The following is a 19,427-nucleotide window of genomic DNA, read 5'->3' as shown; positions in this document are numbered from 1 at the left end:
CTACTACATGAGCAACGCTGCTCGACTGACTTGGCAATTCCCTCGCAACGAAGCCGACAAGGTTCTCGGCTGGCGTTCTGACGGGAAGGGCATGGAAAACAAGGGGCCGTTTGTCGCTCCCGGCGATCTGGCGACGGTCGCGACAACGGGAGATTACGACGATCTTACCAACCGTCCGATCCTTTCAAACCTAGCCACCATTGCCGCCGTACAGGCTGATGTGCCGCTATCCGACCCCGAGTGGTATCAGACGGCAGGCTACGCTGCAGCAGGTGATGGCGGCGGTGCACTCTACAAGAAAGTGCTTTCCGAGCCCTCCCATGCCGGCAAGGGGCAAAACGGCAACGGCACATGGTATGAGATTGCCGACCCAATAATCAACGTGCTTTCGCTTGGAGCTGATCCTACCGGCGTGTCGTCGGTGTCGTCGGTTGCTGCGGCAGCACTGACCGTTGGTCGTCCCGTCCACTTCCCTGCCGGTACCTTTCACTTCGCCACAGCGGTTAATCCACCCGCTGGCGCTAACATCGTTATCACGGGAGAGCACAGGACCAGAACCCGATGGACGGCCAACCAAGGCATTGTCCCGATTCTGTGTAGCCGCAACCCAACGACCGGAACCCGAATTTCCGGGTTCTCGATCAGTGGGATCGACTTTGACGGCCAAGCTGTCCGCGCGACATTCCCTTATACGTCGCTCTCTGACTATTCCAGCTATGGCATGCTCCAGGCGTTTAACATCCGTTTCGACGGCGATGCTGACCCGGCTGATGTCATAATCGAAAAATGTACATTCAGGAACATCCCGAACGTTCCGTTCTGGTCATCGAACATCAAGGGTTCGCTGATCGTTCAGGATAATGTTTTTGAGCGGACGAAAGACGCGGGTATCCTATACGCCGAGAATATCAAATACACCAACAACACTGTTCGGTTCTCGGCTGACAATGGCGTTTCTATCTCGCGCCAGAACAAGCGAATTCACGTTGCCGGTAATGATTTCTTCGCCAGCCAGAACCTTGGAATATTCTTCGGCGGCATCAGCCTGACGCCTTCAGGCGACCTGACCATCAGTGGTGCGGCTTACACGAACGGCTCGACGCTCACCCTGACGATGTCCAATCAGGCTGAAGGCTGGACGGTCGAGGACATCAATTCTACGATCCATGTGAGTGCGAGTGGCGTCGATAGCGTAATTCGCGTCGTCAGCGTGGCGAGCACTACCGTTGCAACCGGAATTGCCCTGCTGAATGTCCCTGCGGCGCATCAGAACACGCTGATTAGCGCGGCTAATTGGGCTATCGGGCCACAGGTGGGGTCGTCGCAAGGCTCGGTCCATGACAACACTGTCATGTGCTGCGGCTCATCTGGGATGTGGGGGTCTCTTGGAACGAGCAACCTTCATATCCACGATAACACCGTCATAGGCTCTGGCATTCACATCGATAGCGAGGTTTCTACGAAGGGCACCGCCGTTAGCGGGTCTACGACGCTTACACTGGCTGACGCGACGGGGTTCGCCATCGGTAATTGGGTTGCGATGTTCTCGCAGCGCACCAATGAAGATTGGTTCTTCGCTGAAATCACAAATGTTGCCGGGAACGTCCTGACGCTGGCGACGGCGGCTCCGCGCACTCTGGCGAACCTCGACACCTACCGAGCGGTCAAGATGACAGGGTCGAATTTCGGCATCTTGCTGAGCGGAATGTACATTTCCTCGGGCTATCTCAAATACAACGAGAAGCTGAACATCCACGACAATCTGATTCTGGATTGCGGCGATGGCGGCATCCGGCTTGGCTCGTCATCCGGGTCCGGGCGGCGATCAAAAATCCACGATAACATCATCAGGTATGAAAACCCGAACGTGGCAATCGCGGCTGCGCCGGGCATTCTGATTACCGAGCATTCCACAAACATGCGGTGCTCGGACATCCAAGTCTACCACAACCTGATCACCATGCCGACCGGAGCATCCACGATTGGCGTGCGCTACGATCCAATTGATACGAGTGACACGTCGCTAATCCATCTTGGTCCAAACCGGATCACGGCGGCGGATACGCTCTACCGGGTGCGCGAGACGACCGGGTTGACGGACATCACGTCGAAATACAACGTGAACAATGAAACCACACGCCAGGGCGACAGCCTTCGCGTTGCGGAGATGTTCGCCGGAAGTGGTTGGGTTGCTGGAAATGTAGTCTCGAACGACATGACAGTTACCAACACCCTCATGTCACTTAGCGCGGCAGCGACGATCAACGTTCTCAGAGTTCCCGCTGACACGGCAAACCGCCCGTTCTTCTTCCTGCGGAACGCCTCATCCACGGACAGCATCACTCTGACGCACAGTGCCGGGTTGCGCTGCCCGAATGCAACCAATGTTACAATCGGTCCGCGTGAGATGAAGCTGATCGTGATGATCGATGCCACCACGGCCCAGGTGGAAGGGGTCTAGATCATGACCACCCAGGAAAAGACGGCCATCGCCCTGCTACGCGTGGGCCGGTCATTCGCGGAGGCCGCAGAATCAAGCGGCCTCACCGTTGCTGAGGTCGTGGCGGCGTGGGAGATGGGCGCGAAAGCATCGCTGGCACAGGGTGCGAGCCACGGCCCCTCAATTCAGACAAGACTGCCCAACGGCAACCGGACCTCATCCGCCGGGGCCACATAAGAGCCGAACTTGTGGAATGTCGCCATTGTGTCGACCCCGCGACCGTTCATCGGCAAGGCCGATGGAGCATCGTATGATACATCAGCGTTTGGTCGGTCGAGGATGCTCCAGTCGATCAGGTCCATGTAATCTCTGGCCTGATAGCGCTGAATAATGAGAGCGGCCATCTCGCGATGTGCGCATGCGACGTTCGATAATTAGTCTCTACTCGCCCGGATGACACTGCTGCCGTAGATCGCACTGGTGATTTCACTAGACAGGCCATTCAGCACATCGAAATCCACCCTAGTTGGAGCATTTCTGACCTTCGCGAGTTCGCTCTCGAATAATACCCGCCTCGCGCGATGGAGTTGGTCATGCTCCTTGGCTGCGTCGTCTGTGGACAGTTCGCCCCTGATATTCATGGACCAGACATCTGCGACGTGGCGGTAGGATTCGGCAAGTGCCGCCGAGCCCGACTCTGTTGCCAACCTCCAGAGCATTACATAGCACCCAGCTATGACTTTTTTGCCCACAGATAGCTGTCCTCAGCATTGATCGGGTCCTCGAAATCAATTTGAACTTCGCATTGATGGCGTTCTCTGCGCTTTTGAGAACATACAGCCGTTCAATGTCTGGCAGTCTCTGTAGGGTCGCAGCATGGTCTTCGAACGACTGCGCCCGCACCTGAGTGCTCGCCAACACGAGAACAATGCCGAGAAATAGTGTGTACCGTTTCATGGCTTCGCCGCTGGTCTGGAAGGTGAAAATGAAGAGCGGATTATATCACCGCACATATCTGCCGAGCTGCCAATCATAGAATGCGTCCTTTGGCTTCCAAAAGCCGCGCTTTGACTCAGGGTGGCTCCGTGGTGCGCTCTGGCCGATTTCCGCTGTCCCAGCCTGCCTTTTGGCTTTCGCCACTGTGCGGGCTTCTGTGGCGGTTTTAGCGATGCCGCATAGATAATGCGCCGGGGCGCAGTTCGTGTTGGTGTCCTTGCCCAGCAGGGCGAGGGGGCGAACATGCTCGATGATCCACCGATCCTTGGTGCGATGGATCGGCTCATCACAGATGCAGCACGGCGCGACGTTGTGGCCGGTGCAGTGTTCCGAAAAGATGTGGTGCCTGCGCTTCGATGACATGCGCTTGCGTGGCGTGTTCTCGGGCATGGGAACCTCCGGTGATTGGTGAGCCGCCCGCGCCCGAAGGAAAGCGCGAGCGGCAGGGCGCTGGCCTACGAAGCCGGTGCGCCTTTAGTGGACTGTCGGCCTAGCATCGTCCTGTGTGTCAGCATCCGAGGGGAGGGCGTTACGTTCCTCTCCGATTGCTGCGAACAGATCGCGCATGTTGGCGTCCAGAATGTCGTTGCACTGCTTCACAGCCCGCCTGTCGCCCAGCAGCAGGCCGAACGCGAACGATGCAGCGGCGGTGAGGATCAGCGTTGTCATCGCTAGTTCAGCCTCCGTACCGCACCGCATGCCGCGTTGAGACATTTCAAGCCGAAGTGCCTCACAATGGTCTTGGCAATCGTCAAGGCCAACGTGGACGAGACAACCAGTCGAGCCTCGATGGTGAAGTCGTCGCCACCGTATGAGGAGCGCCGCTTGGTGAAGAACGTCAGCCGAAGCGTCCCCTCAGCGTCGATGGTCTCAACGTCGGCCATGCCGGTCACGAATGTGTCTTGCACCACGACGGGCTCTGACAGCATCTCGACGCCGATGGGGGCGTCTTCCTCGCGTTCGCTGACGTTCATGGCCGCGCCTGCCATTGCTCAGGGTCTTCAAGGACCATTGGCGGAAGCTCGCGCGTGATTTCACGGGCTGCGTCGAGCAAGTTATCAACGACGAAATCACGATTGTCGTCCATTCTGTCGGAGACCCGATCAAAGATGACTTCGATCATCGATTCCAGGATACATGTCTTGCGATGGAGCGCATCGAAGTACGCGTCCTCATTGGGGGTGCGGGCGCTCATGCTGCACCGCCTTTCCGCTGCCGCACGAATGGCGTCTCAGCCCGACCTAGATAGATGTGGTGCAAGCGCTGATGCGGGCTCTCGCTGAGGTCGTATCCGCCCCATGCGTCAACGATGCTCGGATCAATTGCCTTAGCGTCTTTGATGAACTGCTCTGCGAGCGCATCCAAGCGCTGGCGAGTCTCTGCTTCTGTGGTCATTGTCAGTCTCCTTCGGTTTGCAGGGTTGTGCGTCGCTTTGTACGTTGCGACGCGTTTTGCCCCATTCGCCCTTGGAAACTAGGGTATGCTGGCGGAGGGAGTGGGATTCGAACCCACGGAGACATCGCTGCCTCGCCGGTTTTCAAGACCGGTGCCTTAAACCGCTCGGCCATCCCTCCGGTGCGACGTGTATGCGTCAGGCGGCCGACCAATTCAAGCGGCAAGCGGTTTGGAGTCGTTTGATCAGCGAATGCCATAATCTTGCCCGTATCCCGTCACAATCGGTTAACATGGTAATAAGCATTGCATGCGCAATTTGCGCGAGGGTGTCATCACGCATCGTAATCCGGTAAACCACCGCACCGGCGGGGTTTCGAGGAGGCGGTGTGGTTTCGCATGAGGGGTTCGGGACGTTGACAAGCAAGGCATCTGCGCCCGCAGGGCATACGGCGCGCGGCGTTGGCCTCGTCACGATTACCGTCACATCCATGATGCTTGCGGCGTGCTCGACGTCCGGGCCGCAGACGGCGTCGGCAAAGCGCACCTCGACCAAGGAATATTTCGCTGAATCGGAATACGGGGTGAAGGCCAGCCCCAGAGTGTCGATGAAGCGCTCCGGACTGCCGCGCGGCGGCGGGCGCGAACAGGTCGGCAAGCCCTACAAGGTCAAGGGCAAGTGGTATCATCCCAAGGAAGACCCGGACTACCGCAATTCCGGCATGGCATCCTGGTATGGGGACGCTTTTCACGGCCGGCTCACTGCCAATGGCGAAGTCTATGACATGACGCACCTGACAGCGGCACATCCGACGATGCCGCTTCCCAGCTATGCGCGCGTTACCAATAGGGCGAATGGCTCGTCGGTGATCGTTCGCGTCAACGATCGCGGCCCGTTCGCGCATGGCCGCATCATAGACCTGTCGCGCCGAGCCGCCGAATTGCTCGACTACACGCAGAAGGGCGTGGCGAAAGTTGAGGTCGAATATGTCGGGCGCGCGCCACTCGACGGACAGGATGACGCTTTCCTGATGGCATCCTACAAGCCGGGCGGTGTCGGGCCCGACCCGTCCGATGGCCTGCCCACCGGTGTGATGATTGCCATGAATGGGCCGACCCCTACGGTTTCTGCCGCGGCCGCGCCGGTATTCCCGGGTCAGCAGGCATCCCAGGCGCCCGTGGCGGCTGCGCCTGGCGATCCTATCTTGCCTGATTTCGGTCCTATCGCGCCGGAACGGCCGGGCGTCGGGCTCGCAAGGCGTCTCGGTACCGGGCAGCCCACCGAAGCGCTGGCCTATGCCGACGAGCGCGTGAAGCGCGCAGCCCAGGTGGTCGCCGACTTCGCCGGCAGCGCGCCCGACAATGCCGCGCTCCTGGCCGCGCTCAACAAGCGCTATACGGCGGCTCCCGCCCCCTCGGAATATGTCGCGGTCGGCACGTATGCCAGCCAGGCCGAAGCCGAAACGATGGCGCGTGCGCTCGAGGCAGCCGGCAAGGCTACCATCGAAACCGACTGGAGCGGCGACGGGTTTGCCCTCAGCCTGCGCTCCGATGGCCGGGTTTCAACCGACAGCCTGCTCAGGGCTGCATGGGCGGCAGGCGCCAGCGACGCGATGACGGTACGCGAGTAGGGCGCAGGCGCCATCTTCCAGGGCAGAGTATGATGAGCGGCATTGTGGCCGGCCCGTCGGCGCTCGACACGGCTGCATCTCACGCTGGCAGAGCGGTTCCCATGGAATGGCCCATGCTTTAGTTTCGGGCTGCAAGGGCTGGTTCGGGGTTATTGAATGGTGAGGCTCACGCGTTTTCGCGTTTATGTTCTGGGGCTTTCGTTGCTTCTGGCCGCATGTGCCGGTGCACAGGCACAGCTCTTCGAGACCAGGGCCAAACAGGCATTCATGATCGATGCCGACACCGGCACGGTTCTTTACGCCAAAGACGCCGACGCGCTGTTCCCGCCCGCTTCCCTTGCCAAACTCATGACCATGGAAGTGGTGTTCAACGCCATCAAGCTCGGTCGGCTGACGCTCGATGACGAATTTCTGGTGTCCGAGAACGCCTGGCGTACCGGCGGCGCACCGTCCAGAACGTCCACCATGTTTGCCGAACTTGGCTCGTCTATCCGCCTGGAGGATCTGATCCAGGGCGTGATCGTGCAATCGGCCAATGACGGCTGCATCATCATTGCCGAGGGCATGGCGGGTTCGGAGGAAAATTTCGCCCAGTTGATGACGGAGCGGGCACGCGAGATCGGTCTGGAGAAGTCCGTGTTTCGCAACTCGACCGGCTTGCCGGCCGACGGCCAGGTGGTCACGGCACGCGAACTCGTTCTGCTGGCCCAGCACATCTGGCGCGAATATCCCGAATTCTACCGCTACTACAGCCAGACCGAATTCACCTGGAACAAGATCCTCCAACGCAACCGCAATCCATTGCTGGGGCTGAACATCGGCGCCGACGGTCTTAAAACGGGTTTTACCGAAGAGTCAGGCTATGCGATCGTCGGTTCCGTGCGTCGCGACGGGCGTCGGCTTTTCGCCGCACTGAGTGGCATGGAGAGCGACAACCAGCGCGCGGAGGAATCGCGACGCATCCTCGACTGGGGCATGCGCTCGTTCGAAAAACTCGATCTCTACGAGGCCGGTGAGGTGGTCGGCGAGGCCAAGACCTTCGGTGGCGAGAAGGGCGGAGTGGCGCTGCGTGCAGACGGGCCCATCTCGATCTTCGTGCCGATCACAAATCGCGACAGGCTGATCGCGCGGATCGTCTATGAGGGGCCGGTCGTCGCACCGGTGGAAGAGGGCGCCCAAATCGGCATGCTCAAGGTCTGGATCGGCGATACGATGAGCCAGGAGACACCGCTCTTTGCCGCCGAGAGCGTGGGGACCGGTGCTCTCCACCAACGTGCGCTCGATGCTGTCGAAGAGCTGCTGGTCGGCTGGCTGCGCTAGGTATCGTTCCGGGCACTGGCCAATGGATATTCCCGCGTGCGTGGCCTATGTGAGGACGCAAAGGCGGAGTCGGCGGTGTGTTGCCGATCCAAGACCAACGGCTGAAAGGCGGACGTGGCGCGCGGTATCTTCATAACCTTCGAGGGCGGGGAGGGGGCCGGGAAATCGACCCAGATCGTCACGCTGGCACAGGCGTTGCGAGGCACCGGTCTGGAGGTTCTGGTGACGCGCGAGCCAGGTGGCTCGCCTGGTGCAGAGGCCGTACGCCACGTGCTTTTGTCTGGCGCGGCGGAACCGTTCGGCCCAGGCATGGAGGCGTTGCTGTTTGCAGCGGCGCGTTCCGACCATGTCGAGCAGGCGATACGCCCGGCGGTGGCGCGCGGTGCGGTAGTGCTGTGCGACCGCTTCATGGATTCGAGCCGCGTCTACCAGGGGTGACCGGCAATCTCGACGCCGGTTTCATGCGAGCTCTGGAGAAGGTCGCAATCAACGGCATGGTGCCGGACTTGACGATCATTCTCGACCTCGATGCGGAGGAGGGGTTGCAACGCGCCGCCGTGCGGCGCGGAAGCGATGGCGCGGACCGCTATGAAAAGGAAACGCTGGAGGTCCACCGGCGGCGGCGCGAGGCGTTCCTGGACATCGCCAGGGCCGAGCCCGAGCGCTGTGTGGTGATCGACGCTGGGCAATCGCCGCAAGATGTTGCCGCCGCAATCGCTGAGGCGGTTCACCCCCTCGTATTGCGTAGCGAGATGGCGGAGGAGGGCGCTGCATGAGCTTCGAGCGCCTCGCCCCGGAACAGTTCGACACCATTCCCGGCATCGCCGAGCCTGCGGAGAACCCGCTGCTGGTCGGCCATGACGAGGCGATAGTGCAGGTCGCCTCCGCCTACCGCGCGGGCAAGCTGCACCATGCCCTGCTTCTTGCCGGACCGCCCGGTATCGGCAAGGCGACCTTTGCGTTCCATCTCGCCCAGCACCTGCTGGCAAACACGGTAGCCGCCGATGCGCCACCGCGGTTCTCGCAGCGTGACCCATCGTCGCCGCTGTTCCGCCAGATCGCGCAAGGGTCGCATCCGGCGGTGCTGCACCTGACGCGGCCCGTCAACGACAAGACCAAGGGTTTCAAATCCGTGGTGACCGTCGACGAGATTCGCAAGATCAACCGCTTCCTGTCGATGACCGCGCATGACGGCGCGTACCGCATCGCCATCGTCGATCCTGCCGATGACATGAACACCAATGCGGCCAATGCCTTGCTCAAGAATCTTGAGGAGCCGCCGCCGCGCACGCTCTTCATCCTGATTGCGCATTCGCTGGGTAGCCTGCTTCCAACGATCCGCTCGCGCTGCCAGACGATCAAGTTCAAGCCGCTGGAGCCGGCAGCGCTGTTGCAGGTGCTGGACGCGTCGCAGACCACCGTGCCGGATGATGAAGCGGGCCGTGCGGCGCTGGCAGCCCGGGCAGGGGGAGTGTGCGCGACGCGCTGCTGCTGACCGAGTATGGCGGGCTCGACATTGCCGATGCGGTGTCCGGCGTGCTGCGCTCGCGTCCCTACGCCTTTGCCGATGCGTGGCGGGTGGCCGAGGCGGTCAGCGGTCGCGATGCAGCCGTCCAATTCTCCATCTTCAACCAGCATGCACTGGAAGCAATCGCAGAACAGGCCAGGGGCGCGGCGCTGGCCGGCGACAGCGCCCGTGCAGACGGCCTTGCGGAGCTGTGGCGCGAGGCTGAGCAGGCCATTGCAGAGACCGAGACCTACAATCTCGACAAGAAGCAGCATGTCAGCGGGCTGCTCCAGCGAATGTGGCGGGCCGCCAATCCCTGAACCGGGATAGCCATTGCCCTTGCGATGCGCTATCTGACCGCCAGAAACCGATCGCCGGACCTCCCATGCCAAGCCAGACCTATTACATCACGACTGCCATTTCCTATCCGAACGGCAAACCGCATATCGGCCATGCCTATGAGCTGATCGCGACCGACGCGCTTGCGCGTTTCCAGCGTCACGACGGCAAGGACGTGTTCTTCCTGACGGGAACCGACGAGCACGGCATCAAGATGTACCAGACCGCGCGCAAGGAAGGCGTGTCGACGCGCGAGCTGGCCGACCGCAATGCGGCCGAGTTCAAGCGCATGGCTGAAGCGCTCGGCGCATCCAACGACGACTTCATCCGCACCACCGAAGAACGCCATTACCGCTCCTCCCAGGCGATCTGGAAGGCGATGGCGGATAACGGCGACATCTACAAGGGCGGCTATGCCGGCTGGTATTCGGTGCGCGACGAAGCCTATTACGACGAGGACGAGGTCGAGCTGCGAGACGACGGCGTGCGTTACGGCCCGCAGGGAACACCCGTCGAGTGGGTGGAGGAGGAGAGCTATTTCTTCCGCCTGTCGGCTTATGGCGACCGGCTGCTCAAGCTTTACGAGGAGCGCCCCGACTTCATCGGCCCGGTCGAGCGCCGCAACGAGATCGTCAGCTTCGTCAAATCGGGCCTGAAGGACCTGTCGATCTCGCGCACGACCTTCGACTGGGGCATTCCGGTGCCTGGCGACGAGAAACACGTCATGTACGTGTGGGTCGACGCGCTTACAAACTACATTACGGGTGTCGGTTATCCCGATGAAAACGCTGATCTTTGGCGCTTCTGGCCGGCCGACCTTCATGTCATCGGCAAGGACATCACGCGCTTTCACACGATCTACTGGCCGGCGTTCCTGATGTCGGCCGGGATCGAGCTTCCGAAGCGCGTCTTCGGCCACGGTTTCGTATTCAACCGCGGTGAGAAGATGTCCAAGTCGGTCGGCAACGTGATCGATCCATTTGCGCTCGTCGACCATTACGGGCTCGACCAGGTGCGCTACTTCCTGCTGCGCGAGGTGCCGTTCGGCCAGGACGGCAATTACAGCCACGACGCGATCGTGAACCGTACCAACGCCGATCTTGCCAACGACCTTGGCAATCTGGCGCAGCGCTCGCTGTCGATGATCGCCAAGAACTGCGGCGGCGTGGTACCGCAGAAAGGCGCGCTGCAGGACGTCGATACCGCGATGCTGGCGATGGCCGACGATGCGCTTGCAACAGCACGCAAGGCGATGGGCGTGCAGGCGATCCACCAGGCACTGGCGGCGGTGTTCGCGGTCGTTGCGGAGGCCAACCGCTATTTCGCGGGACAGGAGCCCTGGGCGCTGCGCAAGACGGATCCCGCGCGCATGGAAACTGTTCTGTGGACCACGGCCGAAACCGCGCGCCGCGTGGCGATCCTCTGCCAGCCCTATGTGCCGGGTTCGGCAGCCAAGCTGCTGGACCTGCTTGCCGTGCCGGCGGACCAGCGCGACTTCGCGCATCTGGCGGACGCGTTCGCGCTGACGTCGGGCGACGCATTGCCTGCGCCACAGCCGGTTTTCCCGCGCTATGTCGAGCCGGAAACCGCAGCCTGAGCGATCGCCGATGCTTGTCGACAGCCACTGCCATCTGGACTTTCCGGATTTCGCCGAAGAGCGCGACGCGATCGTGTCGCGCGCGCTGGAAACCGGCATCGGCCGGATGGTGACGATCTCGACACGCGTGAAGAAGTTCCCACAGGTGCTGGCGATCGCCGAGGCCTACGAGCAAGTCTATTGCTCGGTCGGCACGCATCCGCACAATGCCGCGGAAGAGCTTGACGTGACGGCCGACGAGCTCGTGCGGCTGGCGCAGCATCCGAAGGTGGTCGCCATCGGCGAAGCGGGGCTCGATTACTTTTACGACAAGGCACCGCGCGACGCCCAGGCGAAGGGTTTCCGCACGCATATCGCGGCGGCGCGCATCACCGGCCTGCCGCTGGTGATCCATGCGCGAGACGCCGATGCCGATGTCGCGGCGATTCTGGAGGACGAAATGGGGAAGGGGACCTTCCCTTTCGTTCTCCATTGCTTTTCATCCGGCCGCGGGCTGGCAGAAGCCGGCATCGCGCTCGGCGGTTACGTATCGTTCTCGGGTATCCTTACATTCAAGCGTTCACAAGAATTGCGTGAGATCGCGGCAAACGTTCCGCGCGACAGGCTTCTGGTGGAAACGGATGCGCCTTACCTTGCGCCGCAGCCGTTTCGTGGCAAGCGCAACGAACCGGCCTATGTCAAAGAGACCGCAGCGGTCCTGGCGAAGGCCATCGGGGTTGCGGAGGAAGAGATCGCCGAAATCACCACGGACAATTTCTTCCGCCTGTTTTCCAAGACGCCGCGGCCGTAAGACATGGCCGATCGCCTGCGCCTCGTCATCACCGGATGCGGCTCGTCGCCAGGCACGCCGCGCATCGTCGGTGACTGGGGCGATTGCGATCCCTCAATCCCAAAAACCGCCGACGGCGTGCAGCGGCGCTTGTCGAGCGCATTTCAGAATCTGGTGAAGTAACCCGCGTCGCGATCGACACCGGGCCGGATTTCCGCGAGCAGATGCTGGATGGGTGCGACGCATCTCGACGCTGTCGTCTATACGCACCCGCATGCCGACCATATCCACGGCATCGACGATCTGCGCGGCTATTTCCTGGTGCAGCGCCATCGCATCGACATCCACGCAGACAAGCCAACGCTCGAAAGGCTGCGCGATGCGTTCGGCTATTGCTTCGAGACGCCGCCCGGTAGTTCCTATCCGCCGATCGTTACGCCGCACGTAATCGCACACGACGTGCCGTTCACCATCGACGGCGCCGGCGGCCCGATCACGTTTCTGCCGCTCACATTGGTACATGGAGACATCCTGTCACTCGGATTCCGCATCGGCGGCCTCGCTTATTGTTCCGACGTCAGCGACTTTCCCGCGGAAACCGCGGCCCAGCTCGAAGGCCTCGAGGTGCTGGTGGTCGACGCGCTGCAATACCGGCCGCACCCCAGCCATCTGTCGCTGGTACAGGCGCTCGAGTGGATCGAGCGCCTCCAGCCGCAGCGCGCGGTGCTGACGCATATGCACATACCGCTGGACTACGAAGCCGTGCGTGCCGAAACGCCTGACCATGTCGAGCCAGCTTACGATGGCATGGTGATCGAGCTTTCGGCTGAAAGCCTCTGATTATAAAACGCTTTCAGGTCGCATTAGATGAGTTCGCCGTATAGGCGTAAGTTCCATAATCCATCTTATGCGACTTTTGCTTGTGGTGTTTGGGCGCCGGATGGATGCCGTCTGGCGTTGATTGATTCTCTGCTAGCCACCTACTCCTCGCGGCGCCCCGTAGCGTCGCGATCACGTTCGTATCGTCTGGTGACGGGAAACGGCGGCAACCATGCCTCGCGACGATCGATCCACAACTCGTATGTCGGGACCAGCTGGTCAGGTGCGTCGAGTGAGCCCAAGTTCACCTCCATCTCGTCGGCGCTACGCCCGAAAACCGACGAACCGCATTCCGGGCAGAAATGACGCCCCGCATAGTCGCGTGTTTTGCCTTCGATCATCACTGCATCTGAGGGAAAGATCGCCGATGCGTGAAAAAGCGCGCCGTGATGTTTGCGGCAGTCGAGGCAGTGGCAGATGCCGACACGGTACGGGTGTCCCGTTGCCACAAGTCGGACGCTGCCGCACAGGCAGCCGCCGCTGAATCTGTCCATGCTGCTGCCTCCACCATCAAGCGGCCCAAAACTACACCGAGGCTGCTCAGCCGTCCATCATCACCACATCCACCATCGGCCCGCGCTGCGGCACTGCGTGAGGAAGTGCTGATATAGCGCCCCGCTCTCTCAGCGCTATTCGAACGCCTCCTCGCTGATCGGCCATATCGGTCGCGAGAGTTTCCGGTAGCCCGCGGTCTTTGGGTTGCTCGGATAGCAGCCCTCGACGGCCGCATGGACGATTTCTTCCGCTATTGGTGCGAAGCCGGCATGGAAGTGGTTGGTCGATTTTATCAGCAGCACCTGCTTTTCGAGCGGATTGACGCCGAGATTGCTGAAGATGTCGGGCTCGAAGGTCTGCGTACGGTTGGTGTTGAGGATGATGTCGATCTCGGTGCCCGCGAGCCGTACGAGCGCAGCCGGGCCGAGGGTCACCCGGCTGGTGCCGAAGGTCTGCCATCCTTCCTGTGCAAGCTTTCGGATTTCGAACAGGCCGTCGAAGGGCTGGCCGCTGGCGGCGTTGGCCTTTCCGCCGATGCGCATCTCCAGCACCGTCCCCTCGCCTGCGCCGTGCGCGAAGACGACCGCCTGCGGATCCCAGATCGTGGCGACGCCGATGCGGTCGATCCCGCTGGCGGCAAGCGCGTGCAGCAGCGCCGTGTTGTCGCCGGCGGTGCCGCCGCCGGGATTGTCCCACATGTCGGCGATCACCAGCGGCTTGCCGCTGCCGCCGGCCCGTTTGGCGCGCTCGATCGTCTGTTCGACCGTGAGGCTGTTCATGATCGTCGTGCCGCGCATGGCGCGAACTTCGAGACCGAGTTTTTCGGCAAGCGCTGCGCCGGTTTCAGGCGCGTTGTCGGTCACCACCAGCATGCGCGTGCCGAGTTCCGGCACATCGGCGGCCATAAAGCCGTGGATCAGGGACACCGAGAGGACCCCGTCCCTGCCCTGTAACGCCTTCATGCGATCGACGAAGGAGCGCGTGGGTTCGCGGCTGGTCGGGAACACGTCGATCATCCGGCAGTCGAAGGTGGAAATGACGGGCCGGATTTCGCCGCGCGTGGCGCGCAGAGCAAGGTCCACCACATGCTCGGCGCGTTCGACGAAGTCCGTATGCGGAAACTCGAGGAAGGCGGCTAGGATATCGGCCGCGCCACGCGCTTCGACGTCAGGTGGCTGTGCGGGTCGAGCTCGGCCGCCACCACGACGTCGGGGCCGACGATCTCTCGGACGCGCGCCAGCAGATCGCCCTCGCAATCGTCCAGTCCCCGCGCGACCATGGCGCCGTGCAGTCCGAGCACGACGCAATCGACAGGCATGGCTGCCCGCAACTGGTCTAGGATTTCGTCACGCAGGGCCTCGTAGACGTCGAGCCGCACATAGCCGCCAGGTTCCGCCCAGGTGGCGGTGCCCTCGATCAGGGTGAACCCCTCCTCCCTCGCCCTGCGGCGCAGGACCGGGATCGGCGCCGAGCACAGCGTCGGTGTGTCGGGGTGCGCGCCGGGCCCGGCATAGAAAGCCATCTCGAACGCATGCCTGTCGGTCGGGATCGGCGAAAAGGTGTTGGTCTCGGTGGCGAGCGACGCGGTGAAGACACGCATGCAATGATGTTCCGGTAGTTTGGCGCCGCGCTTAGAGCGGCTTGTAGGCGACGGCCTCGACCTCGATCCTGATGTCGATCATCAGGCGCGATTCAACCGTGGTGCGGGCTGGAGGATCTTTCGGGAAGTGTTTTGCGTAGACGGCGTTGAAGGCGCCGAAATCGCGCGCGTCCTCGATCCAGACCGTCGTCTTTACCACGTCTTCCATCGCGCAGCCGGCGAGCGCCAGCGCAGCCTTCACATTGGCGAGCACCTGTTCGGTCTGCTCGGTGATGCCGCCCTTGACGACGATGCCGTCCGCCCCGACCGGTACCTGCCCCGACACGAAGACGAAATCGCCGGCGCGCACGGCGGGAGAAAGCGGCACGTGAGAGGTGCCGAAGCACTGCTTGGTCATATATCTGCTCCTTTGTCGGCCTGAACCGGCCTATTTGACTGCGCCGATCGCCAGCCCACGCACCAGATAACGCTGCAACCAGGCAAAGACGATGGCGACGGGTATGGTAGCGACGAAGGTCGCGGCCATGACGTGATGCCATTCGACCGTGTAGCGTCCCGCCACCAATGAGAAAATCTGGATCGGCAGCGTGTAGCTTTCCTGCCGCCTGAGCATGGTGAGCGCGATGACGAACTCGTTCCAGGCATTGATGAAGGAGAAGATCGCCGTCACCGTCATTGCGGGTAGTGCCAGCGGCAGGAAGACCATGGCGAGTGCCCGCGCGGGGCTGGCGCCCTCAATCCAGGCCGCCTCCTCCAGATCCTTCGGGATGGTGGAGAAGTAGCTTTGCAGCATCCAGACTGTGAAGGCGACGTTGAAGGCGCCATAGACGAAGACGATCGAATTGACGTTGTCGAGCAGTCCCAGCCAGACAACGAGGCGGAACAGGCCGATGACGAGCACGATCGGCGACAGCATCTGCGACACGAGCAGGAACTGTCGGAACGCACCCTGCCCTGCGAACCTGAACCGGCTCATGGCGTAGGCTGCCGGGATCGAGACCAGCAGCGCCAGCACCGTGGAAAGCACCGCCACGTAAACCGAGTTCCAAAGGGCGTTGCCGAAATTGGTGGCGGCCCACATGTCGATGAAGTTTCTCCAGGCTTCTTCGCGCGGCCACCAGGTGGGCGACAGCACCTCGTTTGCCGGTTTGATCGCGGTGATGAACATGACCGCGAACGGGAACAGTATCAGCACCACCAGCGGCGAGAGCAGGAGCCAGAAAAGCAGCGACTTCTTGAGCTTCGCACTCATGCGCGTTCCCTCCGCATGGCGAGCGAGACGTAGACGACGGTGAAGGCGAGCAACAGCCCGAACATCATGATCGACAGCGCCGATGCCTCGCCCAGCTTTCCGAGGCTGAACCCGAGCTGGTACAGATAGGTGACGAGAATGTCGGTGGAATTGGCCGGACCGCCCTGCGTCGTCGCCCAGATGATCGGAAAGGAATTGAACACGTTGATCATGTTGAGCACGATCGCGATGTTCAGGAACGGGCGCATGAGCGGCAGCGTGATCTCGCGGAAGGTCTGCCAGCGAGAGGCGCCTTCGAGCTTGGCTGCCTCGTAAAGGTCGTCGGAGATCGATGACAGCCCGCCCAGGAAGATCGTCACCGTAAACGGGATCGTCACCAGGATGCCGATCATGATCTGCACCGGAAAGGCGGTCGAGGCGCGCGCCAGCCACTGAATGTTCTGGTCGATGAGGCCCAGGTTCCTGAGACCCGAGTTGAGCATGCCGCTTTCGCCGTTGAGCGCCCAGCGCCAGACGATGGCCGTCATCGTGAGCGAAACCGCCCATGGCAGCATGATGATCACCCGCGCCAGCGAGCGGCCGTAGAAATCCTCGTTGAGGATCATGGCCACGGGCACGGAAATGACGAGCGCTCCAACGACGATGCCGCCCGTCCAGATGAAGGTGCGCCACAGGGCGCCTAGGAAATCCGGGTCCCGGAACACGGCCATGTAGTTGTCGAAGCCGTTGAAGCCGCGTAGCTGACCGAAACGGTTGACGTCGTTGACCGAGATCGTGCCGAGCTGGAAGAGCGGCCACAGGATGATGAACGCGGCGAGCAGGAACCCCGGCAGGATCAACACGTAGGGGTTGGTCAAGGGCGAGCGCATCGGTGTCCCGTCATGATTTGCCGGCTGAAACGGCGGGATTGCTCGGGCTGGCAGGCGCGGAGTTCCGCGCCCGCCGATGTCGTCGGTTTGCGATCAGTTGCCGAGGATACCGTTGATTTCGGCTGCCGCCGCGTCGAGCGTGGCCTTCGCCTCGCCGTCGCCGAGATAGATGGTCTGCACCGCGTCGGACGTGGTGGAGGCAATCTCTTCCCAGCCAGCGATGACCGGCGCGAAACGCGCATCCGGCAGGAGGTTGGTGAACTCCTTCAGGTCCGCATTGTCGGCAAAGGCCGGCTGCTCGGCCACTTCCGGGTTGACCGGCAGGAAGCCCTCGCCCGAGGTGAACTTCGAGCGCCATTCGGTGGTGAACAGCATGTCGAGGAACTTCCAGGCCGTTTCCTTGTTCTGCGAATTCTCGAACATGATGATCGAGTCGGTCACGCCGTAGGTGCCGCGGTCGCCGTCCGGACCGGCCGGAATGGCAGCCACGCCGTACTGCAGGTCAGGTGCCTCTTCCTTGATCTGGTTGGACAGGAACGGCGCGGTGATCATCATGCCGACCTTGCCCTGCTTGAACAGGTTCTGGACGTCCTCGCGGTTATACGAAGTAACGCCCGGCTGGGTCGAACCCGCATCGATCAGGGATTTGTACATCTCGGCCGCCTTGTAGCCGGCATCGGTGTCGAGGCCGGACGTGCCGTCTTCCTCGACCAGTTCGCCGCCATAGGCCCAGAAGGCATAGTAGAAATAGACGTCCGTCTCGATCTCCTTGCCCTGCAGACCGAAGCCGGCGATGTCGTCGCCCAGCGCGCTGATCTTCTTGGCGGCTTCGGCGAGCTCATCCCAGGTATCCGGTACTTCGGTGATGCCCGCCTGCTCGAACAGCGCCTTGTTGTAATACATGGCGCGGGCCGATGCCGCGATCGGCAGGCCGTAGGTCTTTTCCTGCATCACCGACGGCTCGAGGAAGACCGGGAAGAACCGCTCCTTGAATTCGTCGGTCATGTACTCGTCAAGCGGCGCGGCAATGCCCTGGTCGACGAAGTCGATGAGCCAGCGCGTGCCGATGATCGAGAGATCGGCATTGGCGTTGCCGGAGATGTCGGTCGTCAGCTTCTGCAGCAGAACGTCCCAAGGCACGACCTCCACCTGGATGTCCGAGCCGGGGTTGGCCTCCTCGAACGCCTTGGCGGCCTCGTCGAAATAGGGGCCTGTCTTGGAGCTGTATTCGGCGACTGTGACGCGCACCGTCTCGGCGGCGGCCCATCCGGTGAATGCCAGAAGTGCTGCGCCCGCGACTGCGGATCTGAGCGCGGTCTTGTTCATTGCTATCTCCCTGTTCCTCTCTCGAGTTCCTGTGCGCCGGCATGCTCTTTCGACGGTCGTCCGCGGCGCCAGCGACAACCTCTGATGTAATTTTTTTACAGAAATTTGGAAAACGCAAGGAGATTCGCACATTCGTGTTGCTAAATTACGAGTTTTCGGCAAACCTCATGAAAACGGCCGTGAACGGCCAAGTTAGGCGCGACCGGGCTCAGCGAATGGTGAGCGCCGCGATCAGGGGCGAATGGGAGTGCGATGATCGATCTTGCAGGGAACAGAATTGTGGTTACAGGCGCTGCCGGGGGCATCGGCAGCGCGATGGTGGAGGTGCTGGCGGGGTTTGGTGCTGCGGTGGTCGCCTGCGACATCGAAGGGGCCGACCTTGGACTGCCGGGCGTGGCCGAGGCGCGTCATTTCGATCTGATGGACGATGCGGCGATCGAGGCTGCGGCAGCAGAGATCTGCGCCGGCGGTACCCCCGACGCCGTCATCTCCAATGCCGGCTGGACACGTGCCGAAACCCTTGCCGATGTCAGCGCCGATGCGCTTTCGCATGAGCTGAACCTCAACCTGCGCAGCGCGGCGCGTTTGTCCCAGGCTTTCCTGCCCGCGATGCGAAACAATGGCGGCGGAGCCTTCGTCTTCATCTCCTCGGTTAATGCGCTTTCCCACTACGGAAACCCCGCCTATGCGGCTGCCAAAGCGGGCCTGCTCGCCTGGATGCGGGCAATCGCGACGGAGGAAGGCCGCAACTGCATCCGCGCGAACGCTATTGCTCCGGGCTCCGTACGAACCATGGCCTGGGATCATCGCATCGAGCGCGATCCGGCCATTCTGGGCAAAGTGAAGCAGCTCTACCCGCTCGGGCGCATGGTGGAGCCAGCGGAAGTGGCGCGGGCGGCGGCCTTTCTGGTCTCGTCGCTGGCGAGCGGCATCACGGGAACGGTCCTGCCGGTCGATGCCGGTATATCGGCGGGCAACCTGCCCTTCCTGGAACAAATCGCCGTCTGAGGAGCAC

At 61.8% G+C, this 19,427-nt stretch carries 17 protein-coding genes, 1 tRNA gene and 4 pseudogenes; 9 read left to right on the top strand and 13 right to left on the bottom strand.

All coding sequences use genetic code 11. From position 1 onward, the window contains the following. Nucleotides 1–7: 7 nt before the first annotated feature. Nucleotides 8–2,461, top strand: coding sequence for a glycosyl hydrolase family 28-related protein (locus tag HK436_RS16650; protein WP_173191554.1), 2,454 nt, complete (start codon nucleotides 8–10; stop codon nucleotides 2,459–2,461). Between the two features lie 164 nt (nucleotides 2,462–2,625). Here HK436_RS16650 and HK436_RS16645 read toward each other — a convergent pair whose 3' ends face one another. The 7 genes from HK436_RS16645 to HK436_RS16615 all read right to left on the bottom strand — a co-directional run bounded on the left by HK436_RS16645 (nucleotide 2,626) and on the right by HK436_RS16615 (nucleotide 5,010). Then, nucleotides 2,626–2,802: a hypothetical protein gene (locus tag HK436_RS16645; protein WP_173191552.1), complete on the bottom strand. Its 177-nt coding sequence runs from the start codon at nucleotides 2,800–2,802 to the stop codon at nucleotides 2,626–2,628. A gap of 640 nt (nucleotides 2,803–3,442) precedes the next feature. Further along, nucleotides 3,443–3,826 carry an HNH endonuclease gene (locus tag HK436_RS16640; protein WP_173191550.1) on the bottom strand — a complete coding sequence of 128 codons (384 nt, stop codon included), beginning with the start codon at nucleotides 3,824–3,826 and terminating at the stop codon, nucleotides 3,443–3,445. Nucleotides 3,827–3,910: 84 nt separating this feature from the next. Continuing rightward, nucleotides 3,911–4,105 (bottom strand): hypothetical protein, encoded by a 195-nt coding sequence (locus HK436_RS16635; RefSeq protein WP_173191542.1) that lies wholly within the window; start codon nucleotides 4,103–4,105, stop codon nucleotides 3,911–3,913. A gap of 2 nt (nucleotides 4,106–4,107) precedes the next feature. After that, on the bottom strand, nucleotides 4,108–4,410 hold the full coding sequence (locus HK436_RS16630) for a hypothetical protein (RefSeq protein ID WP_173191540.1): 303 nt from the start codon (nucleotides 4,408–4,410) through the stop codon (nucleotides 4,108–4,110). Next, the gene (locus tag HK436_RS16625; RefSeq protein ID WP_173191538.1) at nucleotides 4,407–4,631 is read right to left on the bottom strand and encodes a hypothetical protein; all 225 of its coding nucleotides are present in this window, start codon (nucleotides 4,629–4,631) and stop codon (nucleotides 4,407–4,409) included. The genes HK436_RS16630 and HK436_RS16625 overlap by 4 nt, the downstream gene beginning before the upstream one ends. Next, nucleotides 4,628–4,831: a hypothetical protein gene (locus tag HK436_RS16620; protein WP_173191536.1), complete on the bottom strand. Its 204-nt coding sequence runs from the start codon at nucleotides 4,829–4,831 to the stop codon at nucleotides 4,628–4,630. Before HK436_RS16620 ends, HK436_RS16625 begins: the two co-directional genes overlap by 4 nt. An 89-nt stretch (nucleotides 4,832–4,920) precedes the next feature. Further along, nucleotides 4,921–5,010: transfer RNA gene (locus HK436_RS16615), tRNA-Ser, on the bottom strand. 234 nt (nucleotides 5,011–5,244) lie between these two features. Here HK436_RS16615 and HK436_RS16610 point away from each other — a divergent pair. From HK436_RS16610 to HK436_RS16580, 7 genes and pseudogenes are all read left to right on the top strand, one after another. Beyond that, nucleotides 5,245–6,459, top strand: coding sequence for a septal ring lytic transglycosylase RlpA family protein (locus HK436_RS16610; protein ID WP_376769170.1), 1,215 nt, complete (start codon nucleotides 5,245–5,247; stop codon nucleotides 6,457–6,459). Between the two features lie 156 nt (nucleotides 6,460–6,615). Then, nucleotides 6,616–7,779, top strand: coding sequence for a D-alanyl-D-alanine carboxypeptidase family protein (locus HK436_RS16605; RefSeq protein WP_173191534.1), 1,164 nt, complete (start codon nucleotides 6,616–6,618; stop codon nucleotides 7,777–7,779). A gap of 114 nt (nucleotides 7,780–7,893) precedes the next feature. Further along, a pseudogene (gene tmk / locus HK436_RS16600) lies at nucleotides 7,894–8,555 on the top strand (dTMP kinase). Further along, nucleotides 8,552–9,606 (top strand): annotated as a pseudogene (locus HK436_RS16595) (DNA polymerase III subunit delta'). Before tmk ends, HK436_RS16595 begins: the two co-directional pseudogenes overlap by 4 nt. A gap of 65 nt (nucleotides 9,607–9,671) precedes the next feature. After that, the gene (gene metG / locus HK436_RS16590) at nucleotides 9,672–11,222 is read left to right on the top strand and encodes a methionine--tRNA ligase (protein WP_173191532.1); all 1,551 of its coding nucleotides are present in this window, start codon (nucleotides 9,672–9,674) and stop codon (nucleotides 11,220–11,222) included. A gap of 10 nt (nucleotides 11,223–11,232) precedes the next feature. Continuing rightward, entirely contained in the window at nucleotides 11,233–12,012 is a 780-nt protein-coding gene (locus tag HK436_RS16585; protein ID WP_173191530.1) for a TatD family hydrolase, read from the top strand. A 3-nt stretch (nucleotides 12,013–12,015) separates the two neighbouring features. Next, nucleotides 12,016–12,831, top strand: a pseudogene (locus tag HK436_RS16580) (MBL fold metallo-hydrolase). 140 nt (nucleotides 12,832–12,971) lie between these two features. On the opposite strand, the gene HK436_RS16575 reads toward HK436_RS16580, so the two are convergent. The 6 genes and pseudogenes from HK436_RS16575 to HK436_RS16550 all read right to left on the bottom strand — a co-directional run bounded on the left by HK436_RS16575 (nucleotide 12,972) and on the right by HK436_RS16550 (nucleotide 18,412). Further along, entirely contained in the window at nucleotides 12,972–13,364 is a 393-nt protein-coding gene (locus tag HK436_RS16575) for a GFA family protein (protein ID WP_173191528.1), read from the bottom strand. Between the two features lie 135 nt (nucleotides 13,365–13,499). Next, a pseudogene (locus HK436_RS16570) lies at nucleotides 13,500–14,965 on the bottom strand (M81 family metallopeptidase). Nucleotides 14,966–14,996: 31 nt separating this feature from the next. Further along, nucleotides 14,997–15,362, bottom strand: coding sequence for a RidA family protein (locus HK436_RS16565; protein WP_173191526.1), 366 nt, complete (start codon nucleotides 15,360–15,362; stop codon nucleotides 14,997–14,999). 30 nt (nucleotides 15,363–15,392) lie between these two features. Next, nucleotides 15,393–16,217 carry a carbohydrate ABC transporter permease gene (locus tag HK436_RS16560; RefSeq protein ID WP_173191524.1) on the bottom strand — a complete coding sequence of 275 codons (825 nt, stop codon included), beginning with the start codon at nucleotides 16,215–16,217 and terminating at the stop codon, nucleotides 15,393–15,395. Continuing rightward, nucleotides 16,214–17,086, bottom strand: a complete 873-nt coding sequence (locus tag HK436_RS16555) for a carbohydrate ABC transporter permease (protein WP_173191522.1) — start codon at nucleotides 17,084–17,086, stop codon at nucleotides 16,214–16,216. The genes HK436_RS16560 and HK436_RS16555 overlap by 4 nt, the downstream gene beginning before the upstream one ends. A gap of 93 nt (nucleotides 17,087–17,179) precedes the next feature. After that, nucleotides 17,180–18,412 carry an ABC transporter substrate-binding protein gene (locus HK436_RS16550; RefSeq protein ID WP_173191520.1) on the bottom strand — a complete coding sequence of 411 codons (1,233 nt, stop codon included), beginning with the start codon at nucleotides 18,410–18,412 and terminating at the stop codon, nucleotides 17,180–17,182. 252 nt (nucleotides 18,413–18,664) lie between these two features. Here HK436_RS16550 and HK436_RS16545 point away from each other — a divergent pair, with 252 nt between their 5' ends. Next, complete coding sequence (locus HK436_RS16545; RefSeq protein WP_173191518.1) at nucleotides 18,665–19,420, top strand: SDR family NAD(P)-dependent oxidoreductase; 756 nt, start codon at nucleotides 18,665–18,667, stop codon at nucleotides 19,418–19,420. Nucleotides 19,421–19,427 lie beyond the last annotated feature (7 nt).

The organism is Neoaquamicrobium sediminum (assembly GCF_013240295.1).
GTDB classification, from domain to species: Bacteria; Pseudomonadota; Alphaproteobacteria; order Rhizobiales; family Rhizobiaceae; genus Aerobium; species Aerobium sediminum.
This window is presented reverse-complemented; position numbering and strand designations above follow the sequence as displayed.